The organism is Thermoflavimicrobium daqui (assembly GCF_003313465.1).
GTDB classification, from domain to species: Bacteria; Bacillota; Bacilli; order Thermoactinomycetales; family Thermoactinomycetaceae; genus Thermoflavimicrobium; species Thermoflavimicrobium daqui.
In genome coordinates, this window is sequence record NZ_KZ845669.1 from 36,918 (window position 1) to 55,023 (window position 18,106).

Sequence of the window (18,106 nt, forward strand, 5' to 3'; positions counted from 1 at the left end):
TCGTTGGCTTTTTTACTTTGAGTTAATTCGACAAAGAATGATTGAATTCTAGTTGACTTCCCCATCTATAGGGGAAGCTTTTTTTTACTGGTTTGTAGGAGTTGAAAAGAAGTAAACCCCTTTTATTTATTAGTGGAAAGGGATGCTGCAAAAAATGTCGGAAAAATTTTTTACTTTATGCAGCTAATTTGACAAACTTTCCCTATTCATCTCGCTATAATGGGTGTCACAAATGAGCTGAAGGGGTGGGTGTGATGAGTATGTCCGTATGTAAGGAGAATAGAAATGGTCTATGGGAGAAATGGATTCGGTCTTTCAAAAGTAAGCAAAAAAGATGGACCCATTATCTCTTTCATATGTGGAATATACCGATTATCTTTATGGGGTTTTTGTTAGGAAGGGCTATGATTTTGGAAACTGTTTCTCCTTTTGCTATAGCTTTCTTAGGTGTGATGATTCATTTAAAACGGAAAGCTTGGCTACTCATCTGGCTTTCATTAGTTTCGGGAGCATCTACCTTAGATGTAGTTCACTCAGTACGAATTGCTTGTTTTTTAACCTTATTTTTGCTAATACAGAAAGTTTTTACTTGGGTTGGAAAGGGACAAATCAATTATGTTCCGTTTGTCGTTTTGGCAAGCAGCGCCGTGGGCCACCTGATTTTGATATGGTGGAGTGGTTTTTCAGTATATCAATTGATGTTATCAACGTTAGATATTTTACTTAGTTGGATACTAAGTCTGATATTTATACATTCCTTGCCACTCGTTACAGTTAAGAAAAAAAGATTGACACTTAGACCAGAGGAAATCGTTTGTCTCGTTATCTTAGTCGGCTCGGTAATGACTGGGACAATGGGATGGTTTGTTTGGGATTTATCTATTGTGCATATTGTATCACGCTATATTGTCTTGGTATTGGCTTTTGTGGGTGGTGCTATGTTAGGTTCATCCATGGGAGTTGTAACAGGGATTATTTTAAGCTTATCGGATCCAAAAGCCATGCTTGAGATCAGTCTTCTTGCCTTTGCGGGACTCTTAGCAGGTTTGATGAAGGAAGGAAAGAAAATAGGTGTATCATTTGGTTTTCTCTTTGGTTCACTCATGCTAAATCTATATGATGGAACAGAAAAAGCGATTTGGATTTCATTTTGGGAATCATTGGTATCCATTTTATTATTTTGGTTAACACCTCAATTCGTTTATCAAAGTATCGCCAAGATAGTACCTGGTACATCAGAAAACCAAGTAGCTCACTATGATTATGCTCGTCGGTTGCGAGATGTTACAGCAGCAAAAGTTGAGCAATTTACGGTCTTATTCTATGAATTAGCCAGTAGCTTTGCTTCGGATGTATCTAAAGAAAGAAAAGAGGATGAAGATCTCGTTCATCAAATGATTTCAGAAGTGATGCAACAGTCTTGCTATGGATGTAAAAATCTTAGTAAATGCTGGGACAAGAATGTTATGCGTACCTTCCAAGGAATGACTGATTTAATGACTTTGGTTGAAATGAAAGGGAATCCAGTCCAATTAGCGGCACCGCGTGAGTGGGCAGAATATTGTATTCATCCTGAGCGAGTATTATCTGTAATACAAGATGAGTATTCGTATTACGAACAAAGTGTTTATTGGAAAGATAAGGTGAAAGAATCTCGACGCTTAGTATCTGAACAGTTAACAGGAATGGCTGAGGTGATGGAGAAATTAGCCGATGAAATTCGCCATGAGACTCAAGTTCAGGCGGCACAAGAAGAGCAAATCCATGAAGCGTTAGAGGAGTTAGGAGTTTCTATTCAACGGGTCGATATTATCAGTCTAGAAGAAGGAAGAGTAGAAATTGAAGTAATTATGCCTCACCAAGATGCACTTGATGAGTGTAGAAAACTGGTTGCTCCGTTATTGACAGAAATTGTTGGTGAGCCGATCGCTGTATTTCGTAAGGTCGTACAAGATCGAGCTCAAAGTGCTGTGATAACTTTAGGATCAGCGCAACGCTTTACACTTAAAGCAGGAGTAGCTACTGTGGCTAAGGGAGGTGGATTTGTATCAGGTGATAGTTATTGTTATATGAGTCTTGGTACAGGTAAATATGCTGTTGCTTTAAGTGATGGCATGGGGAATGGGGAACGGGCTCAAGAAGAAAGTAGTGCTGCTCTTAAACTTTTAAGGAGATTGCTCCAAGCGGGGGTACATGAGGAGCGGGCTGTAGAAACAGTGAATTCGATTTTAAGTTTGCGCTCTACAGATGAGATGTTTGCTACGATTGACTTGGCTATGATTGATTTGAATACTGCACATGCACGATTTATGAAAATCGGATCAACACCTGGCTTTATAAAAAGAGGGAAAGAAGTGCTTACCTTATTTTCCTCAAATCCTCCCATTGGAATTTTAAATGAAATCGATGTGGATGCTATCGAAATGAAATTAGAAGTAGGAGATATGCTTATTATGGTGACAGATGGTATTTACGATGCGCCAGGTCATACTGTTAATAAGGATTTATTGATGAAGCGCTTGATCTCGGAGATTGATACCAAGGATCCGCAAGGTTTTGCTGATTGTTTACTAGAGAAAGTGGTAAGGCAACATGGTGGGCAAATTCTTGATGATATGACAGTGATTGTTGCCAAATTGGAACGTTATGTCCCTGAGTGGTCAACGATTCGATTAGCTGGACTTTCACGTATAGAGCGCCCGAAAATGGCTTGATTTGTGCACGGTTTTTAGAATAGAGGGTGTAGTCTGTTCACAAACCAATTTCCTTTTTCCAGTTAGATGGAATTTTGCTAATTTTCATCCGAGGAGAATAGTACGAAAAAGAAAAAAAGGCTACTAGAAAACATTATATTTAAATTTAGAGTAGATTTGGTGGATTATTTGACAAAAAATTTCACAATTTGCTTCCAAAAATAAAAAGGAATAAGATAAGAAAAAGAGAAATGAGATAAATCCCGGATTTTCCGGGTTTTTCATTGTGAAGGGAAGGTTATGTTGTTTTTAAAACAGCTGGAAAAGGAAATAACAAAATATCACCTTCTATCTCCAGATGAAAGGGTATTAGTTGGTGTTTCTGGTGGCCCAGATTCAATGGCGCTTCTCTCTGGACTGCAACAGTTATCTGCAAAAAACAATTGGCACTTATATGTTATTCATGTCAATCATCAGTTACGTGGTCAAGAGAGTGAAGAAGATGCAGAGTATGTGGAAAACTATTGTCTAAAATGGCAAATCCCTTATCGAATTGAATGCGTTGATGTAATGGCTGCTCTTGAGTCAGGAGGGAACTCACAATCTGTGGCGAGAAGGCTTCGTTATGAGGCATTTCAACGAGCTGCAAAGCACCTACAGATTCGTACTTTAGCTTTGGCTCATCATGCTGATGATCAGGTAGAGACTATTTTAATGCGTTTTCTTCGTGGAACGGGTGTTGCAGGTCTTAGTGGTATGGCTATGAGTAGACAGTGGCAGGACCTTAAGATTATTCGCCCCTTACTACAGATCAGGAGAAAAGAGATTGAACACTACTTAGAAGAGCAAAAGATTATGCCGCGGCAAGATCAGAGTAACTTTTCACTAAAATATACGCGTAATCGAGTACGACTAAAGCTAATTCCTGAGCTTATGCAATATAATTCCAATGTACAAGAAGCAATTTTACAGTTAGGGGATATCGTTACAGAGGAAGAAAAAGTCTGGAAAAGCTTGGTACAAGAGGCTCTCTCTAAAGTGCTCGTCCAAGATAAACTAGATCGGACAGGGGTAAATATAAGGCGATTACTGAATCTGCCTATTGCTTTACAAAGAAGAGTGGTTAAACTAATATTAAGTTGTCTTGTGAACGACGGAACAAGTGAATTGACTCATGAAGCGGTTGAGAGAATCAGAGACTTTGCTAGACATCCGCATCCTTCTGGAACGATCCATTTACCACATGGGATACGCATATATCGTGAATATGAAGTAGTCTGGTTTACTACTAGGGATCTTCATGAAGAGGAATGGAATCATTCTCAAGGTAAATCGGTTACTTTAAAGATTCCTGGTGTAACTAAAATCCCTGAGCTTGGAGGAGCAATGGAGGTCAAGGTCACTAGTGAACCACTGAACAACTACTGCAACCATTCTTTTGAAAATGTTGCTGTATTTGATGCGGATGATGAGATTTTGAAACAACCCATTTTGATACGATCAAGAATGCCTGGAGATCGTATGACTTGCTTAGGTATGAAGGGTACTAAAAAGGTGAAAAAAATTTTGATGGAAGCAAAAATACCGCGACACAAGCGAGGACTTCAACCCGTTGTAATAGCAGGGGATCAAATTTTATGGATTGTAGGTACCAAACGGTCTAATATCGCTCCTGTTTCTTCAGAGACAAAACGATTTCTTTATTTTATATGGCATGTTGTTGAATGATAAGGCGTTTCTCATCCTATAATAGCTACATAATGGTTTGAACTAGGAGGATATTCATGCATCAAGATATTGAGGAGATTCTGATAACGAAAGAGGAAATTCAAGAAAGAGTAAAAAAGTTAGCTGATGAATTGCGTGAAGAATATACTAATCTACAGCCACTTTGTATTTGTGTTTTAAAGGGTGCAGTACCATTTATGGCGGATCTCACTCGAGCGATGGATATATCCCTTGAGATGGACTTTATGGCTGTATCCAGTTATGGTGCTTCTACGCAATCTTCAGGGGTAGTTCGAATCATCAAAGATTTAGAGGCATCTGTTGAAGGTAGACATGTTTTAATTGTTGAAGATATTATTGACTCTGGATTGACACTAAGTTATCTCATTGATCTTTTGAAAGCACGAAATGCTAAATCTGTAAAAGTCGTAACTCTGCTTGATAAACCCGAACGGCGAAAAACGAATTTATCTCCAGATTACTTTGGTTTTTCGATTCCGAATAAATTTATTGTCGGATATGGAATGGATTACGCTGAAAAGTATCGGAATTTACCTTATATCGGTGTTTTGAAAGAGGAACTGTATCGTTCATAGTTTTCCATACTTTTGATCTTTATTGACCTATTGAGTATGAATGTTTGCCTATGATACAATGAGAGAAGCGGATTGAGAGGAGGCCAGGAATGAAAAATAACTTCCTCAGGCATGGAATACTCTATGTCATTCTTATTTTAGTAACGATCGGCGTAATCAATATGATTGCAAACTCCGATTCGCAAACACAGAAGTTGAGTTATTATGACTATAGAACGAAGCTGATGCAAGGGGAGTTCGCAAAAGTCACTCTGCGTCCAGAGAATGGGACTTATCATATTGAAGGTGAATATAAGAAGCCACAAGACAAACGAATTAAAGGGTTTGTCTTACAAGCACCACAAAGCGATCGAGTGCTTGCTGATTTAGATAAGGCCAAGGACACAAATAAGATTGAGGATATTAATGTAGAAAAGGCCAAAGGAGATTCCGTTTGGTTAACCCTTTTCACTTCAGTGATTCCATTTGTCATTGTTCTTCTTCTCTTTTTCTTCCTGTTAAATCAAGCTCAGGGCGGTGGCAGCCGGGTGATGAATTTCGGCAAGAGTAAAGCCAAGCTCTATAATGAAGAGAAAAAGCGTGTCACTTTTGATGATGTAGCTGGAGCGGATGAAGAGAAAGCAGAATTAGTGGAAATCGTTGAGTTTTTGAGAGATAATCGTCGTTTTACCAAAATGGGAGCACGAATCCCTAAAGGAGTTCTCTTAGTAGGACCTCCTGGAACAGGGAAAACACTTTTGGCACGTGCAGTAGCAGGTGAAGCAAAAGTTCCTTTCTTCTCTATTAGTGGATCTGATTTTGTTGAAATGTTTGTTGGTGTTGGTGCATCACGTGTACGCGACTTGTTTGAACAGGCTAAGAAAAATGCCCCATGTATTATTTTCATCGATGAGATTGATGCTGTGGGTCGGCAACGTGGAGCAGGGCTTGGTGGCGGACATGACGAACGTGAACAAACCTTGAACCAGTTACTTGTAGAGATGGATGGATTTGACGCAAATGCTGGAATTATTATTATGGCTGCGACAAACCGTCCGGATATTCTTGACCCAGCTCTTCTACGTCCAGGGCGCTTTGATCGCCAGATATTGGTGAATAGACCGGATGTAAAAGGACGGGAGGCAGTACTCAAAGTACATGCTCGGAATAAACCAATAGCTGACAGTGTTAAGCTTAGTGTTGTGGCACAGCGGACAACAGGTTTTTCTGGAGCAGATTTAGAGAACTTATTAAATGAAGCGGCTCTCTTAGCGGCACGTGCAAATAAAGAAAAGATTAGTATGGAAGAAATCGATGAAGCTGTGGATCGGGTTATTGCTGGTCCGCAGAAGAAGAGTCGAGTTATTAGTGAAAAAGAGAGAAAAATTGTTGCTTATCACGAAGCAGGGCATACACTTGTGGGCTATTTCTGTGAACATGCAGATGTAGTGCATAAGGTTACCATTGTTCCACGTGGGCAGGCTGGTGGATATGCAATGATGTTGCCGAAAGAAGATCGTTTCTTAGCAACGAAAAATGAGCTGCTTGACCGGGTGACTGGTCTGCTTGGTGGTCGTGTAGCTGAGGAGATCGTCTTTGGTGAAGTAAGTACTGGCGCAAGTAATGACTTTGAAAAAGCGACTGCAATTGTTCGAGCAATGATCACTGAATATGGAATGAGCGATAAACTTGGTACGATGTTGTATGGACGCTCTTCTGGTCATGTATTCTTAGGTCGTGATTTAGGTCACGAACAAAATTATAGTGATAAGATTGCATATGAAATCGATCTAGAAATGCAAGATATGATTCGTAAGTGTTATACTCGAGCCAAAGAGGTCTTGCTTAAATATCGTGACAAGTTAGATCTATTGGCGCAAACTCTGCTTGAACGTGAAACTTTAGATGAAGAACAGATTAAGAATTTGATCGAGACGGGAAAGTTAGATGATGATGGGGTTAGAGTGAATATTAATAGTAAAGAAGAAGAGATCAAAGAGAGCTCTGAAACTGAGCAATCCTCTTCTCTTAATGAAGATAAGTATTCATCTAGAAAATATACCTCACCACAATCATTCCCACCTACAACGAGTCATATTGAAGATAAAAAAGATCAAATGTAGCCAAAAAGGAGGGGAAAATCCCCTCCTTTTTGTATGAATGGGTTTGTATCTTATTGAGGTTGCCCTCTTAATCAGCCACTCTCGTTTTTGAACTCACTTCCGCTAAAGGTTTGGCGCAAAGTTGATTCTATACAAAAACGATTTTGTCTAACTCCTAGTATGATCTGGATTTTCAATCGAATTATGCGACATGCTGTTATTGTATTACTTATCAAAAATACTGTATTTAAAAAAGGTGAATTCAGCTCGATTCACTATTAATAGGTAACGAGACGAGATATTTTTCGGCTAGGAGAACCCATCTTACGGAACAAGAAATGTCGAACTTCTATAATGTCTTCCTTATTTAGATTTTAGTGATGGAGCAGGTGTTTTTATGTTATTGGTCATTGATGTTGGGAATACCAATACTATATTTGGTATTTATGAACAGAAAAAGCTGCTTTTTCATTGGAGAGTGAAATCAGATCAACAAGCAACAGAAGACGAATATGCAATGGTTTTGAATAGTCTGATGGATTATAAAGGAATCGCTTTTAAACAAATTGCAGGAATGATTATTTCTTCTGTCGTACCACCTCTTACGTTTACACTAAGAAAGTTAGCAGAAAAATATTTGGGAATAGAGCCGATCATTTTAGGTCCTGGGGTAAAAACAGGTCTTAATATTAAATACGATAGTCCAAAAGAAGTGGGTGCTGATCGGATAGCTAATGCAGTTGCAGCTATCCACCTTTATAGTTCGCCTGTTATTATAGTTGACTTTGGTACAGCAATTACATTTTGTTTAGTAGATGAAAGTGGAAATTATCAAGGTGGTGCTATTGTTCCAGGTGTAAAAATTTCGGTAGAAGCTTTATATCAACAAGCAGCAAAGTTGACCCATATTGAGATCGTTAAACCAGAAAGTGTAATAGGACGTAATACGGTTAGTGCTATGCAATCAGGAATTTTTTATGGCTATGTAGGAATGGTCGATGGGATTGTAGGCCATATGAAGCTGCTATTAAATAAACAGCCTAAAGTGATTGCTACAGGTGGAATGGCTGAATTAATATGTAGTGGTACACACCAAATTGATGTAGTACATCCTTTCTTAACTTTGGAGGGATTGCGATTGATTTATGAAAAAAATCGGGGTCATTCATTAGAAAATAAGTGAGTAAATTTACATGATGGCCTAATATATGAGACTAAACAATGGGTGAAAGATTAAGAAGACAAGCTTACAGCATGTTGCATAATTCGGGTCAAAACCTAGATCATTCCTGAACGAAGTCATGAATCGATTTTTGTGTAGGATCGACTGTTGACTGATATTGGACGGGAGTGTGTGCAAGCGATGAGCGTCTGATTAAGAGGGTAACCTCAAATATACTTACTTATAAGCAAAATAATTGGAGGAAATGGATCATGAAAGATTACACAGTTCGAGCTATTTCTAGTGATGGTATGATTCGAGGATTTGCTGCTCTGACTACAAACTTAGTTCAGGAGTTACAAGAAAGACACCACATGTACCCACTCGCAAGTGCTGCACTAGGTCGTACTGCTACAATGGGAGCACTTATGGGATGTATGATGAAAGGAGAAAAAGATCGTGTGACGATTCAAGTGATTGGAGATGGTCCGCTTGGTCACATACGTGTAGATGCGAACAGCCATGGAGATGTACGTGGATTGATTGACCATCCTGAAGTAATGCTACCACTTAACGCGAATCAAAAGCTAGATGTTGCAGGTGGAGTTGGTAAAGGTACGATTTATATTTTGAAGGATCTTGGACTTAAAGAGCCATATCGAGGTAGTTCTCCTATTATTTCTGGTGAACTAGGGGATGATTTTACTTACTATTTTACAGCTTCGGAGCAAATTCCATCTTCGGTAGGATTGGGTGTATTGGTACAAAATGATAAAATTATTGTAGCAGGAGGTTATCTAGTGCAAGTACTTCCTGGAGCTTCGGAAGAAACCATTAGTAGTTTGGAAAAAAATATTTCTAAGCTCCAATCAATCACAGGAGTATTAAGAGATCAAGTAACTCCCGAAGAATTACTAGTAAAATTGATGGGGGAAAATACAGTCATTCTGGAGAAAAAACCGGTTCAGTTCCACTGTCACTGTTCAAAAGAAAAAACAGAAGAAATGTTAATTACCTTAGGAAGAAAGGAATTGTCTGCAATCATTGAAGAGCAGGGCCAGGCTGAAGTGGTTTGTCATTTTTGTAATGAAAAATATTTATTTACTCACGATGAATTAGAGCATTTACTTACAAAAGTGTAATTGACAGATGATTTTGTTCACTGTTAATATAAGTTTAAAATCGATAAAAGCAATATTTTTTATCGGATTAGGGGGTATTTAGATTGGCACAAGTGGCTAATAATATTTTAGAGCTAATCGGTCAAACACCTTTGGTTAAGTTGAATCGAGTAGTCGGAAAATCAGATGCAGATATTTATGTAAAGCTAGAGTATTATAATCCAGGCGGTAGTGTGAAAGATCGAATTGCCCTTAGCATGATTGAAGAAGCAGAAAAACGTGGAGAGTTAAAGCCTGGTGATACCATTTTAGAGCCAACTAGTGGAAATACAGGAATTGGTTTAGCAATGGTGGCCGCGGTAAAAGGATATAAAGCCATTTTAGTCATGCCTGATACGATGAGCTTAGAACGTCGCAATTTACTTCGTGCTTATGGTGCAGAGTTGGTTTTAACTCCTGGAGCTGAAGGGATGGGAGGAGCTATCCGTAAAGCTCAAGAAATTAAAGAACAAAACCCTCATTACTTTATACCTCAACAGTTTAAAAACCTTGATAATGTTAAGGTACACTTCGAGAAGACTGCACATGAAATCGTAGAACAAGTAGAGGGCCAGATAGATGCATTTGTAGCAGGAGTTGGTACAGGCGGCACCATTACAGGAGTTGGACGTGTTCTTAAGGAAAAATTCCCTCATGTTCATGTTGCAGCAGTAGAACCATCGGCTTCTCCAGTGCTTTCAGGAGAAGAAAAAGGACCACATAAAATTCAAGGAATTGGTGCAGGATTCATTCCTGATATTTTAGATACATCGGTTTATGATGAGGTAATCAAGATATCAGACGAAGAAGCTTTCGAATGGGCGAGAAGGCTCGCAAAAGAAGAAGGAATCTTGGTAGGTATTTCTTCAGGAGCCGCTGTGGCTGCGGCTGCAAAAGTGGCACGCCGTTTGGGAGAAGGTAAAAAGGTTGTTGCAGTCGTGCCAAGTAATGGAGAGCGTTACTTAACTACTCCATTGTATCAATTTGAATAAGAAATAGTGAAAGGAAAATGAGGAACGGAGCGATTGCTTCGTTTCTTATTGTTTTTTATTGAGGGAAAAGCGAAAAATAAATGAAGGTATGAGAGCTTTTCTTTCTATGCTAAAATAATAAAAATTAGTATGTAATGAAGGGAGTACCCGAAGTGATTTTAATGATTGATAATTATGATTCCTTTACGTATAATCTGGTACAGTATTTGGGAGAATTAGGGGAAGAATTGGTTGTAGTGCGTAACGACCAAATTTCCATCGCTGATATCGAAGCGAAATCACCAAAAATGATTGTTTTATCTCCAGGACCTAAAACACCAGATGATGCCGGGATTTGTTTGGAAATTGTGCAGAAGCTGTCAGGGAAGTTTCCGATTTTTGGAGTTTGTTTAGGGCATCAGACCATCGCTCAGGCTTTTGGAGCAAAGATTGTTCAAGCAGATAGGCTAATGCATGGAAAAACATCAAAGATTATTCATGATGAACAAACCATTTTTCGTGGTATCCCTTCACCTTTTACAGCAACGAGATATCATTCTTTAATAGTAGCACCAGAGACATTACCTTCCGATTTTACGGTTAGTGCTAAAACCGCAGAGGGAGAAATTATGGCGATTCGTCATCAATCATACCCGTTAGAAGGAGTTCAGTTCCACCCTGAGTCTATTTTAAGTGAGTATGGCAAGGAGCTACTTGTTAATTTCTTACAAACATACTGTACAAAAGGTTCTTAACTAACTAACCCATATTATCGATTTGAAACACTGAGAAGCTCGTTTATACATGAAAAGGAGATGGTTTAGAGAGAAATCTTATATGGAAAAATAAAGGGAGTATGAATGATGACGATTATGATCTTCAATGGTAGTCCGACTCAGGAAGCAGAAGCAGCAGTTTCTATTTGGGATCACGGTTTACTTTATGGGGTAGGAGCATTCGAGACTTTTCGAGTGTATGATAACCATCTCTTTTTGATTGATGATCATATGGATCGACTGGATCGAGCTTTAAAGAGAATGATGATTCGGAATCCGTTTACGCGATTAGAATGGGAGAATCAGATTCAAGAGGCTCTGCGGCAAAATGGAATCCAGAATGGTACAGTACGTCTATGTGTAACAGGAGGAGTAGAAGGGCTGGGGCTTCATACTGCTTATTATCATCAACCTACAACCATGATTTTTGTTCGCCCTCTGCCTTTTTATCCTAATCAACTTTTTCAAGAGGGGAAAAAACTACAAGTTGTATCTATACCCAGACAAGCTAATCGAGAAATTACTGCCTTTAAGTCTAATAACTTTTTAAATTTCGTTTTAGCCCGACAAGAAGTAGAAGGATTCCCGAAGACAGAAGGCCTTTTACTAACCGAAGATAATTACTTAGCGGAAGGGATTGTAAGTAATCTCTTTTTTATTTCCAAAGGAAAGATTTGTACTCCAAGTTTAGAATTGGGGATTCTGCCTGGAATCACTCGTAAATGGTTGCTTCATTTAGCGAAAGAGAAAGGCTATCCAACCGAAGAAGGATACTATACCTTAAGTGACTTAGATCGAGCTGATGAAATTTTTATGACAAATTCTGTTCAAGAGATGATACCTATTTACTCTTGGCAAGATCAACAGAAGCGTCGATCCTCATCAATCGTACAAGAATTATATCAAGCCTACCAAGAATATACGAAGAAACTGCGATCGGTTGATCAGTTTGTAAGAGGTGAGTAAATGAATGCAGAACGTATACTAAAGGTTGGGAAATATTCCTTTCCCTTGGGAAAAAGAACATGGATAATGGGGATTATAAATGTGACTCCTGACTCGTTTTCGGATGGTGGAAAATATCATACTGTTGAACAAGCGTTGAACCATGCAAAACAGCTTGCAGAAGAAGGAGCTGATTTTTTAGATATTGGTGGGGAATCAACACGACCTGGCTTTGCTCCTGTAAGCTTAGATGAAGAGTTGGATCGAGTGATTCCAGTCATTGAAAGAATTGCTAAAGAAGTAGACTTACCTATTTCTGTTGATACGTATAAGGCAGAGGTGGCTAGGCAAGCCATTCTGGCTGGAGCTCACATAATTAATGATATCTGGGGTGCAAAAAAAGATCCGGATATGGCAAAGGTTGCAGCAGATTTAGATGTACCTATTATCTTAATGCATAATCGTATAAAAGCAGAGTATCAGTCACTTATGGAAGAGATGCAAAATGATTTGCTAGAGTCTGTTCGCCTCGTAAAGCAAAGAGGAGTCCGTGAAGAAAATATTATCCTTGATCCCGGAATTGGATTTGGTAAAACTTATAAGGATAATTTAACGGTAATGAGACACTTGGATAAAGTAGTAGATTTAGGGTATCCTGTACTACTCGGAACTTCAAGAAAATCGATGATCGGTCATACACTGGATCTTCCTGTTGATGAGCGGATTGAAGGTACTGCAGCTACTGTTGCATTGGGAACAATAAAAGGTTGCCATATTATGCGCGTTCATGATGTGAAAGAGATGGTTCGTGTATGTCGCATGATGGATGCTATGCTACATGGACCGAGTAGGCAGGTGGAATCGTTTCATGGATAAAATCTTTTTTAATAAAATGGTTTTTTATGGATACCATGGCGTGTATGAAGAAGAAAATCGTTTAGGGCAGCGATTTCATGTGGATTTAGAGATGAAATTGGATTTATCAATAGCAGCTAAACAAGATGATTTACATCAGACTGTTGACTATGGACGTGTTTATGAAGTAGTAAAGCAAGAAGTTGAGGAAACACGAGTACAGTTAATTGAGACCTTAGCTGAAAATATTGCCGCAAAGTTACTTGCTAACTTTAGAATTATGGAGATTCTTGTACGTGTAACTAAACCAGATCCACCTATTCCCGGGTACTATGAATCGGTTGGTGTAGAAATTGTTAGGAGAAGGAAATGAATAAAGCTGTACAAGCCTTTTTAGGATTAGGAACGAATTTAGGTGATCGTATAAAAAGTTTAGAACAAGCGATCCAAATGTTAAGCAAGGAGTTAGGAATCTCCATTATTCAAATATCATCTGTTTATGAAACCAGCCCTGTTGGACTTTTAGAACAGCCTATCTTTTATAATATAGTCATGGAGATATCAACCACTTTACCTCCAGAGGAGTTATTAGGTAGGATATTAGAAGTGGAAAGAAAGTTACATCGAGTTCGCACGATCCGATGGGGGCCTAGAACGATTGATATTGATATTTTACTTTATGGAAATGAAATCATTGAGCAAGAGGGGCTGCAGATTCCCCATCCACGGATGACTGAACGTGCATTTGCACTCATCCCTCTACAGGAAATTGCAGGTGATATTATCATTCCGGGGATTCGACGATCTATCAATGAATTAATCGCTCATCTTCCCTCAGATCAAGTAGTACGCCAGTTAGAAATTCCATTTCATATAGACCAATTATCCCCGTCTTTTAAATAATATCGATGAGCAGAGCCATTTAGAATATATTTACCTATGTGATGAGTGATAGATGTAGTAAAATATAAACTTATTGGATACGATGGTAAACGACCAAGGAATTTGTCAACAAGCATATAGGTGTTTTTAAGAAGGGAGGAAGAACTGTTGTTTAAAATTGGTGATATTCAAATCCAAAATCAAGTTGTACTCGCTCCGATGGCGGGAGTATGTAATCCTGCTTTTCGTTTAATCGCTAAGGAATTTGGTGCAGGGTTAGTTTGTGCTGAAATGGTTAGTGATAAAGCGATTCTTCATGGAAATAAGCGTACAAAAGAAATGCTTTATGTCGATGAAAGAGAAAAACCATTAAGCTTACAAATATTTGGGGGAGACAAAAATAGCTTAGTAGAAGCAGCTAAAGTGGTTGATCAACAAACCAATGCAGATATTATTGATATCAATATGGGCTGTCCAGTACCCAAGGTTACAAAGTGTGATGCAGGGGCTCGCTGGTTACTGGATCCAAGTAAAATTGAAGAAATGGTATCGGCAGTTGTCCAAGCAGTGAAAAAACCAGTCACAGTAAAGATGAGGCTTGGCTGGGATGATGATCATATTTATGTGATCGAAAATGCTTTATCTGCAGAACGTGCTGGTGCACAAGCAGTGACCGTACATGGACGAACACGAGAACAGATGTATCGTGGTAAAGCAAATTGGGATATGATTCATCAGGTTAAACAGAGTGTGAATATCCCCGTTATCGGAAATGGCGATGTCTTTACTCCAGAAGATGCTCGCAAAATGCTAGATACAACTGGCTGTGATGGTGTAATGATCGGCCGAGGTGCCTTGGGGAATCCTTGGATGCTTTATCGAACGGTTCATTATTTGAAAACTGGAGAGCTTTTGCCTGAACCTAAGCCAATGGAGAAAATGAGAATCGCTATTATCCATATGGACCGATTGGTAGCACTTAGAGGAGAAGCTGTTGCAGTTCGAGAAATGAGAAAGCATGCTGCTTGGTATTTAAAAGGAATTCGAGGATCTACACGTATTAAGGATATGGTTAATCAACAAGAAACACGTGACGGTATGGCTGAACTTCTGCTAAACTTTGCTAGAGAGCTAGAAGAACAGCAAAAAGCAAATTTGGAAGCTAAGGCGGTTTAATGTTCTCCCAATACGCAGAGGTGGAAAAAAATGAACCATGAAGAACAAAATGAATTGATTAAAGTACGACTTGAAAAAATGGATGAATTGAAAGAAAGAGGAATTGATCCATTTGGCCAAAAATATTTACGTACTCATTCAGCCAATGAGCTAGAAGAGTTATATGGAGCCGTAAGTAAAGAAGAACTGGAAGAAATGCAAGTAAATGTTTCGATTGCAGGACGATTAATGACAAAGCGGAAACAAGGAAAAGCTTCTTTTGCCCATTTACAAGATGCAAGTGGCAGGATACAGATTTATGTTCGTTTAGATCGTGTTGGTGAAGAGCAGTATGAAACGTTTATGACTGCAGATCTCGGTGACTATTTGGGTATCCAAGGGGTTATTTTTAAAACAAAACTTGGTGAACTAAGTATTAGAGTGAATGAGGTTACCTTTTTAAGTAAATCCTTACGCCCTTTACCTGAGAAATATCATGGTTTAAAAGATGTAGAGTTGCGTTATCGTAAACGTTACCTTGATTTAATTATGAATCCGGAGGTTAAAGAATCCTTTGTTACCCGTAGTCGAATTCTTCGTTCTATACGACATTATTTAGATGACCTAGGTTTTCTTGAGGTAGAAACTCCGACGATGCATGTAATCGCAGGCGGAGCAGCTGCAAGACCATTTATTACGCATCATAATGCATTGGATATGCCTTTATATATGCGTGTTGCGATTGAGCTACATCTAAAACGACTTATTATTGGTGGAATAGAAAAAGTTTATGAAATCGGTCGTTGTTATCGAAACGAAGGAGTTTCTACACGTCATAATCCAGAGTTTACGATGTTAGAGCTTTATGAAGCATATGCTGACTTTAAAGATATTATGGATTTAACTGAGAAATTAATTAGCCATGTCTGTCAAGAAGTCTGTGGAACAACGAAAATCACCTATCAAGGTCAAGAAGTAGATCTTTCTCCAGGTTGGACACGTAAGTCCATGGTAGAACTGATTAAAGAACATGTTGGTGTCGATTTTAAAGAGCAGATGACAGATGAGGAAGCTCATCGCTTGGCTAAAGAACATGGAGTTGAAGTGAAAGAAACGATGACATTTGGTCATATTGTTAATGAATTTTTTGAACAAAAAGTTGAGCATCTACTTATTGAGCCCACATTTGTTTATGGACATCCGTTAGCCATTTCTCCACTGGCTAAGAAAAATGCTGATGATCCTCGTTTTACAGATCGTTTTGAGCTATTTATTGTGGGTCGAGAGCATGCTAATGCTTTTACAGAGCTAAATGATCCAATTGATCAACGCGAGCGCTTTGAAGCACAAGTTGCTGAGAAAGCACAAGGGAATGATGAAGCACATCCCATGGATGAAGATTTTCTTGAAGCGATGGAATACGGTATGCCACCAACAGGTGGTTTAGGAATTGGTATTGACCGTTTAGTCATGCTTTTTACAGATAGTCCTTCTATACGTGATGTATTACTGTTTCCTCATATGCGAGAACAACATGAAGGATAATGAGGAAGATGCATTTTCTCGGGATGAGAGAATGCATCTTCTTTACATATGAAAGATGAATGGTAAGATAAAGTAGGAAGTGAATTTTGATAATGGCGTTTGGAATGACTATGAAATAAATGAAAGTTTGTTTGCCAAAAAAATAACTATCTCTATGAAATTGTGATAAGGTTCTAGTATAATAATATTTGTAGTTTTCCGATAAAAATTAGAATAAGGAGGCTAAAAAGAAGAAGTTTTTATGTAGACTCATAAAGGGATTTGATCATAGATTAAGGTTTATTTTACTACGAAAAAGAGAATGTAAAGTATGAACGTTTTAAATAAAAATGGGTGCAAAGAATGTATGTGATTGGTACAATGGAAAAAATAGAAGAAAGTGAATCTTTGTCGAGAAATTATTGTATTCATGAAAGTGAAAATATGAAGCAAAAAAGGAAGTTGGAAAATAGTTATCCACAAGTTATTCACAAATTGCTTCAAACTGTGAATAAAATAACTTTTGATAAGGGTATTTTCTTCTATTAGCTTCATTGATAACAGTTCACTTCTAGAATATTGGTTATAATCCTATAAAGATATCCTTTTTCCTTGTTTATTTAAGAGAAAGAGTCTATAATGACCGTGTAGACATGTGAAGGTATTTACTAATTGCGAATGTTATTCGACAAAAATTGAAGGATTAGAAGTTGAAAATAGGGAATAGAATTACTGTGTTTCTATAGACTTTGACTATCATACTATTGAAGTAATTTTTACAAATACTTCTACTATACTAGGATTATGATCAAAAGAGATGTAAACTAGTAATAGGGAGGAACAACTATGAATCCCAACAAAGAGAGAAATGAATTATCAGGCCCCCTCGCGTCGCAAGATGCTCGGCGAATGAGGTTTCGCATGGCGAGAGATGATGGGAGACAAGATCGACAACACCAACAACAGCAAGTTCTCTCTTTTCTATCTAGTTTGCAAGCCAATTTTAGCTCATTAGTAGGTTTAATCGAGTCTAGATTAAGATATGATAAGACCAAAGAAGCTGCTTTTGAACGTCTATATCAAGAAATGGATGAACTAAAGCAAGATCAGGAGTTAAATCAACTACGCCCTTTATATATTGATTTGATTTTGCTAATTGATCGAATGAATCATATATATAAAGAGAATCTAAATTCTGGTACAGCTTCGCCAGAGATTACTAGCCTACTCGAATCTTTAAGTCATGAGCTAATTGAGATCTTGTACCGAAGAGGTGTTGAGTTAATTGTTTGTCCATCGTCTGTCTTTGATCCACGAGTGCAACAAGTTATGGAAGTAATCCCTACAGCCAATCCCGCCGAGGATAATCAAGTAGTTGAAGTAATTAGGCATGGTTTTAAGTACAAAGATGTCCTTCTTCGCCCAGAAGAGGTAGTAATTAAAAAATATAAGCCTTAGATAGAAAACATCCCAATGAGTTGATCGTTGGGAGTTGTTTTCATTTTGTGTCTTTAGTAGGTTTATATAGAGAGAATATGTTAAGGTTTCCTAAATGAGAAAATTACATCGATTATAACA

Annotated in this window: 15 protein-coding genes; all 15 read left to right on the top strand. The window is 38.3% G+C overall.

The window, feature by feature from the left end; genetic code table 11:
• Positions 1–254: 254 nt before the first annotated feature.
• Positions 255–2,714 carry a stage II sporulation protein E gene (spoIIE, locus tag DL897_RS12535; protein ID WP_113659493.1) on the top strand — a complete coding sequence of 820 codons (2,460 nt, stop codon included), beginning with the start codon at positions 255–257 and terminating at the stop codon, positions 2,712–2,714.
• A gap of 279 nt (positions 2,715–2,993) precedes the next feature.
• On the top strand, positions 2,994–4,421 hold the full coding sequence (tilS, locus tag DL897_RS12540; protein WP_113659494.1) for a tRNA lysidine(34) synthetase TilS: 1,428 nt from the start codon (positions 2,994–2,996) through the stop codon (positions 4,419–4,421).
• Between the two features lie 56 nt (positions 4,422–4,477).
• Positions 4,478–5,017 carry a hypoxanthine phosphoribosyltransferase gene (gene hpt / locus DL897_RS12545; protein WP_113659495.1) on the top strand — a complete coding sequence of 180 codons (540 nt, stop codon included), beginning with the start codon at positions 4,478–4,480 and terminating at the stop codon, positions 5,015–5,017.
• A gap of 89 nt (positions 5,018–5,106) precedes the next feature.
• Positions 5,107–7,119 carry an ATP-dependent zinc metalloprotease FtsH gene (gene ftsH, locus DL897_RS12550; protein WP_113659496.1) on the top strand — a complete coding sequence of 671 codons (2,013 nt, stop codon included), beginning with the start codon at positions 5,107–5,109 and terminating at the stop codon, positions 7,117–7,119.
• A 376-nt stretch (positions 7,120–7,495) separates the two neighbouring features.
• A complete protein-coding gene (locus tag DL897_RS12555) occupies positions 7,496–8,281 on the top strand; it encodes a type III pantothenate kinase (protein ID WP_113659497.1) in 786 nt (261 codons plus the stop codon).
• 251 nt (positions 8,282–8,532) lie between these two features.
• A complete protein-coding gene (hslO, locus tag DL897_RS12560) occupies positions 8,533–9,402 on the top strand; it encodes an Hsp33 family molecular chaperone HslO (protein ID WP_113659498.1) in 870 nt (289 codons plus the stop codon).
• 83 nt (positions 9,403–9,485) lie between these two features.
• Positions 9,486–10,412, top strand: coding sequence for a cysteine synthase A (cysK, locus tag DL897_RS12565; protein WP_113659499.1), 927 nt, complete (start codon positions 9,486–9,488; stop codon positions 10,410–10,412).
• Positions 10,413–10,564: 152 nt separating this feature from the next.
• Positions 10,565–11,146 (top strand): anthranilate synthase component II, encoded by a 582-nt coding sequence (locus tag DL897_RS12570; protein WP_113659500.1) that lies wholly within the window; start codon positions 10,565–10,567, stop codon positions 11,144–11,146.
• Positions 11,147–11,254: 108 nt separating this feature from the next.
• Positions 11,255–12,133, top strand: a complete 879-nt coding sequence (locus DL897_RS12575) for an aminotransferase class IV (RefSeq protein ID WP_168188786.1) — start codon at positions 11,255–11,257, stop codon at positions 12,131–12,133.
• Complete coding sequence (gene folP / locus DL897_RS12580; protein ID WP_113659502.1) at positions 12,134–12,988, top strand: dihydropteroate synthase; 855 nt, start codon at positions 12,134–12,136, stop codon at positions 12,986–12,988.
• Positions 12,981–13,340, top strand: a complete 360-nt coding sequence (folB, locus tag DL897_RS12585) for a dihydroneopterin aldolase (protein WP_113659503.1) — start codon at positions 12,981–12,983, stop codon at positions 13,338–13,340. Before folP ends, folB begins: the two co-directional genes overlap by 8 nt.
• Positions 13,337–13,870, top strand: a complete 534-nt coding sequence (gene folK / locus DL897_RS12590) for a 2-amino-4-hydroxy-6-hydroxymethyldihydropteridine diphosphokinase (RefSeq protein WP_113659504.1) — start codon at positions 13,337–13,339, stop codon at positions 13,868–13,870. The genes folB and folK overlap by 4 nt, the downstream gene beginning before the upstream one ends.
• Before the next feature lie 147 nt (positions 13,871–14,017).
• Positions 14,018–15,025, top strand: coding sequence for a tRNA dihydrouridine synthase DusB (gene dusB / locus DL897_RS12595; RefSeq protein WP_113659505.1), 1,008 nt, complete (start codon positions 14,018–14,020; stop codon positions 15,023–15,025).
• 30 nt (positions 15,026–15,055) lie between these two features.
• Positions 15,056–16,549, top strand: a complete 1,494-nt coding sequence (gene lysS, locus DL897_RS12600) for a lysine--tRNA ligase (protein ID WP_113659506.1) — start codon at positions 15,056–15,058, stop codon at positions 16,547–16,549.
• An 825-nt stretch (positions 16,550–17,374) separates the two neighbouring features.
• Positions 17,375–17,986, top strand: a complete 612-nt coding sequence (locus DL897_RS12610) for a nucleotide exchange factor GrpE (protein ID WP_113659508.1) — start codon at positions 17,375–17,377, stop codon at positions 17,984–17,986.
• The last annotated feature ends 120 nt before the right edge of the window (positions 17,987–18,106 follow it).

What these genes read in the sequence shown, in the direction of transcription:
- DL897_RS12610 (WP_113659508.1), top strand. Translation starts at nt 17,375, where the DNA reads ATGAATCCCAACAAAGAGAGAAATGAATTATCAGGCCCCCTCGCGTCG.
- tilS (WP_113659494.1), top strand. Translation starts at nt 2,994, where the DNA reads ATGTTGTTTTTAAAACAGCTGGAAAAGGAAATAACAAAATATCACCTT.
- spoIIE (WP_113659493.1), top strand. Translation starts at nt 255, where the DNA reads ATGAGTATGTCCGTATGTAAGGAGAATAGAAATGGTCTATGGGAGAAA.
- hpt (WP_113659495.1), top strand. Translation starts at nt 4,478, where the DNA reads ATGCATCAAGATATTGAGGAGATTCTGATAACGAAAGAGGAAATTCAA.
- DL897_RS12575 (WP_168188786.1), top strand. Translation starts at nt 11,255, where the DNA reads ATGACGATTATGATCTTCAATGGTAGTCCGACTCAGGAAGCAGAAGCA.
- folK (WP_113659504.1), top strand. Translation starts at nt 13,337, where the DNA reads ATGAATAAAGCTGTACAAGCCTTTTTAGGATTAGGAACGAATTTAGGT.
- lysS (WP_113659506.1), top strand. Translation starts at nt 15,056, where the DNA reads ATGAACCATGAAGAACAAAATGAATTGATTAAAGTACGACTTGAAAAA.
- DL897_RS12555 (WP_113659497.1), top strand. Translation starts at nt 7,496, where the DNA reads ATGTTATTGGTCATTGATGTTGGGAATACCAATACTATATTTGGTATT.
- hslO (WP_113659498.1), top strand. Translation starts at nt 8,533, where the DNA reads ATGAAAGATTACACAGTTCGAGCTATTTCTAGTGATGGTATGATTCGA.
- folB (WP_113659503.1), top strand. Translation starts at nt 12,981, where the DNA reads ATGGATAAAATCTTTTTTAATAAAATGGTTTTTTATGGATACCATGGC.
- folP (WP_113659502.1), top strand. Translation starts at nt 12,134, where the DNA reads ATGAATGCAGAACGTATACTAAAGGTTGGGAAATATTCCTTTCCCTTG.
- ftsH (WP_113659496.1), top strand. Translation starts at nt 5,107, where the DNA reads ATGAAAAATAACTTCCTCAGGCATGGAATACTCTATGTCATTCTTATT.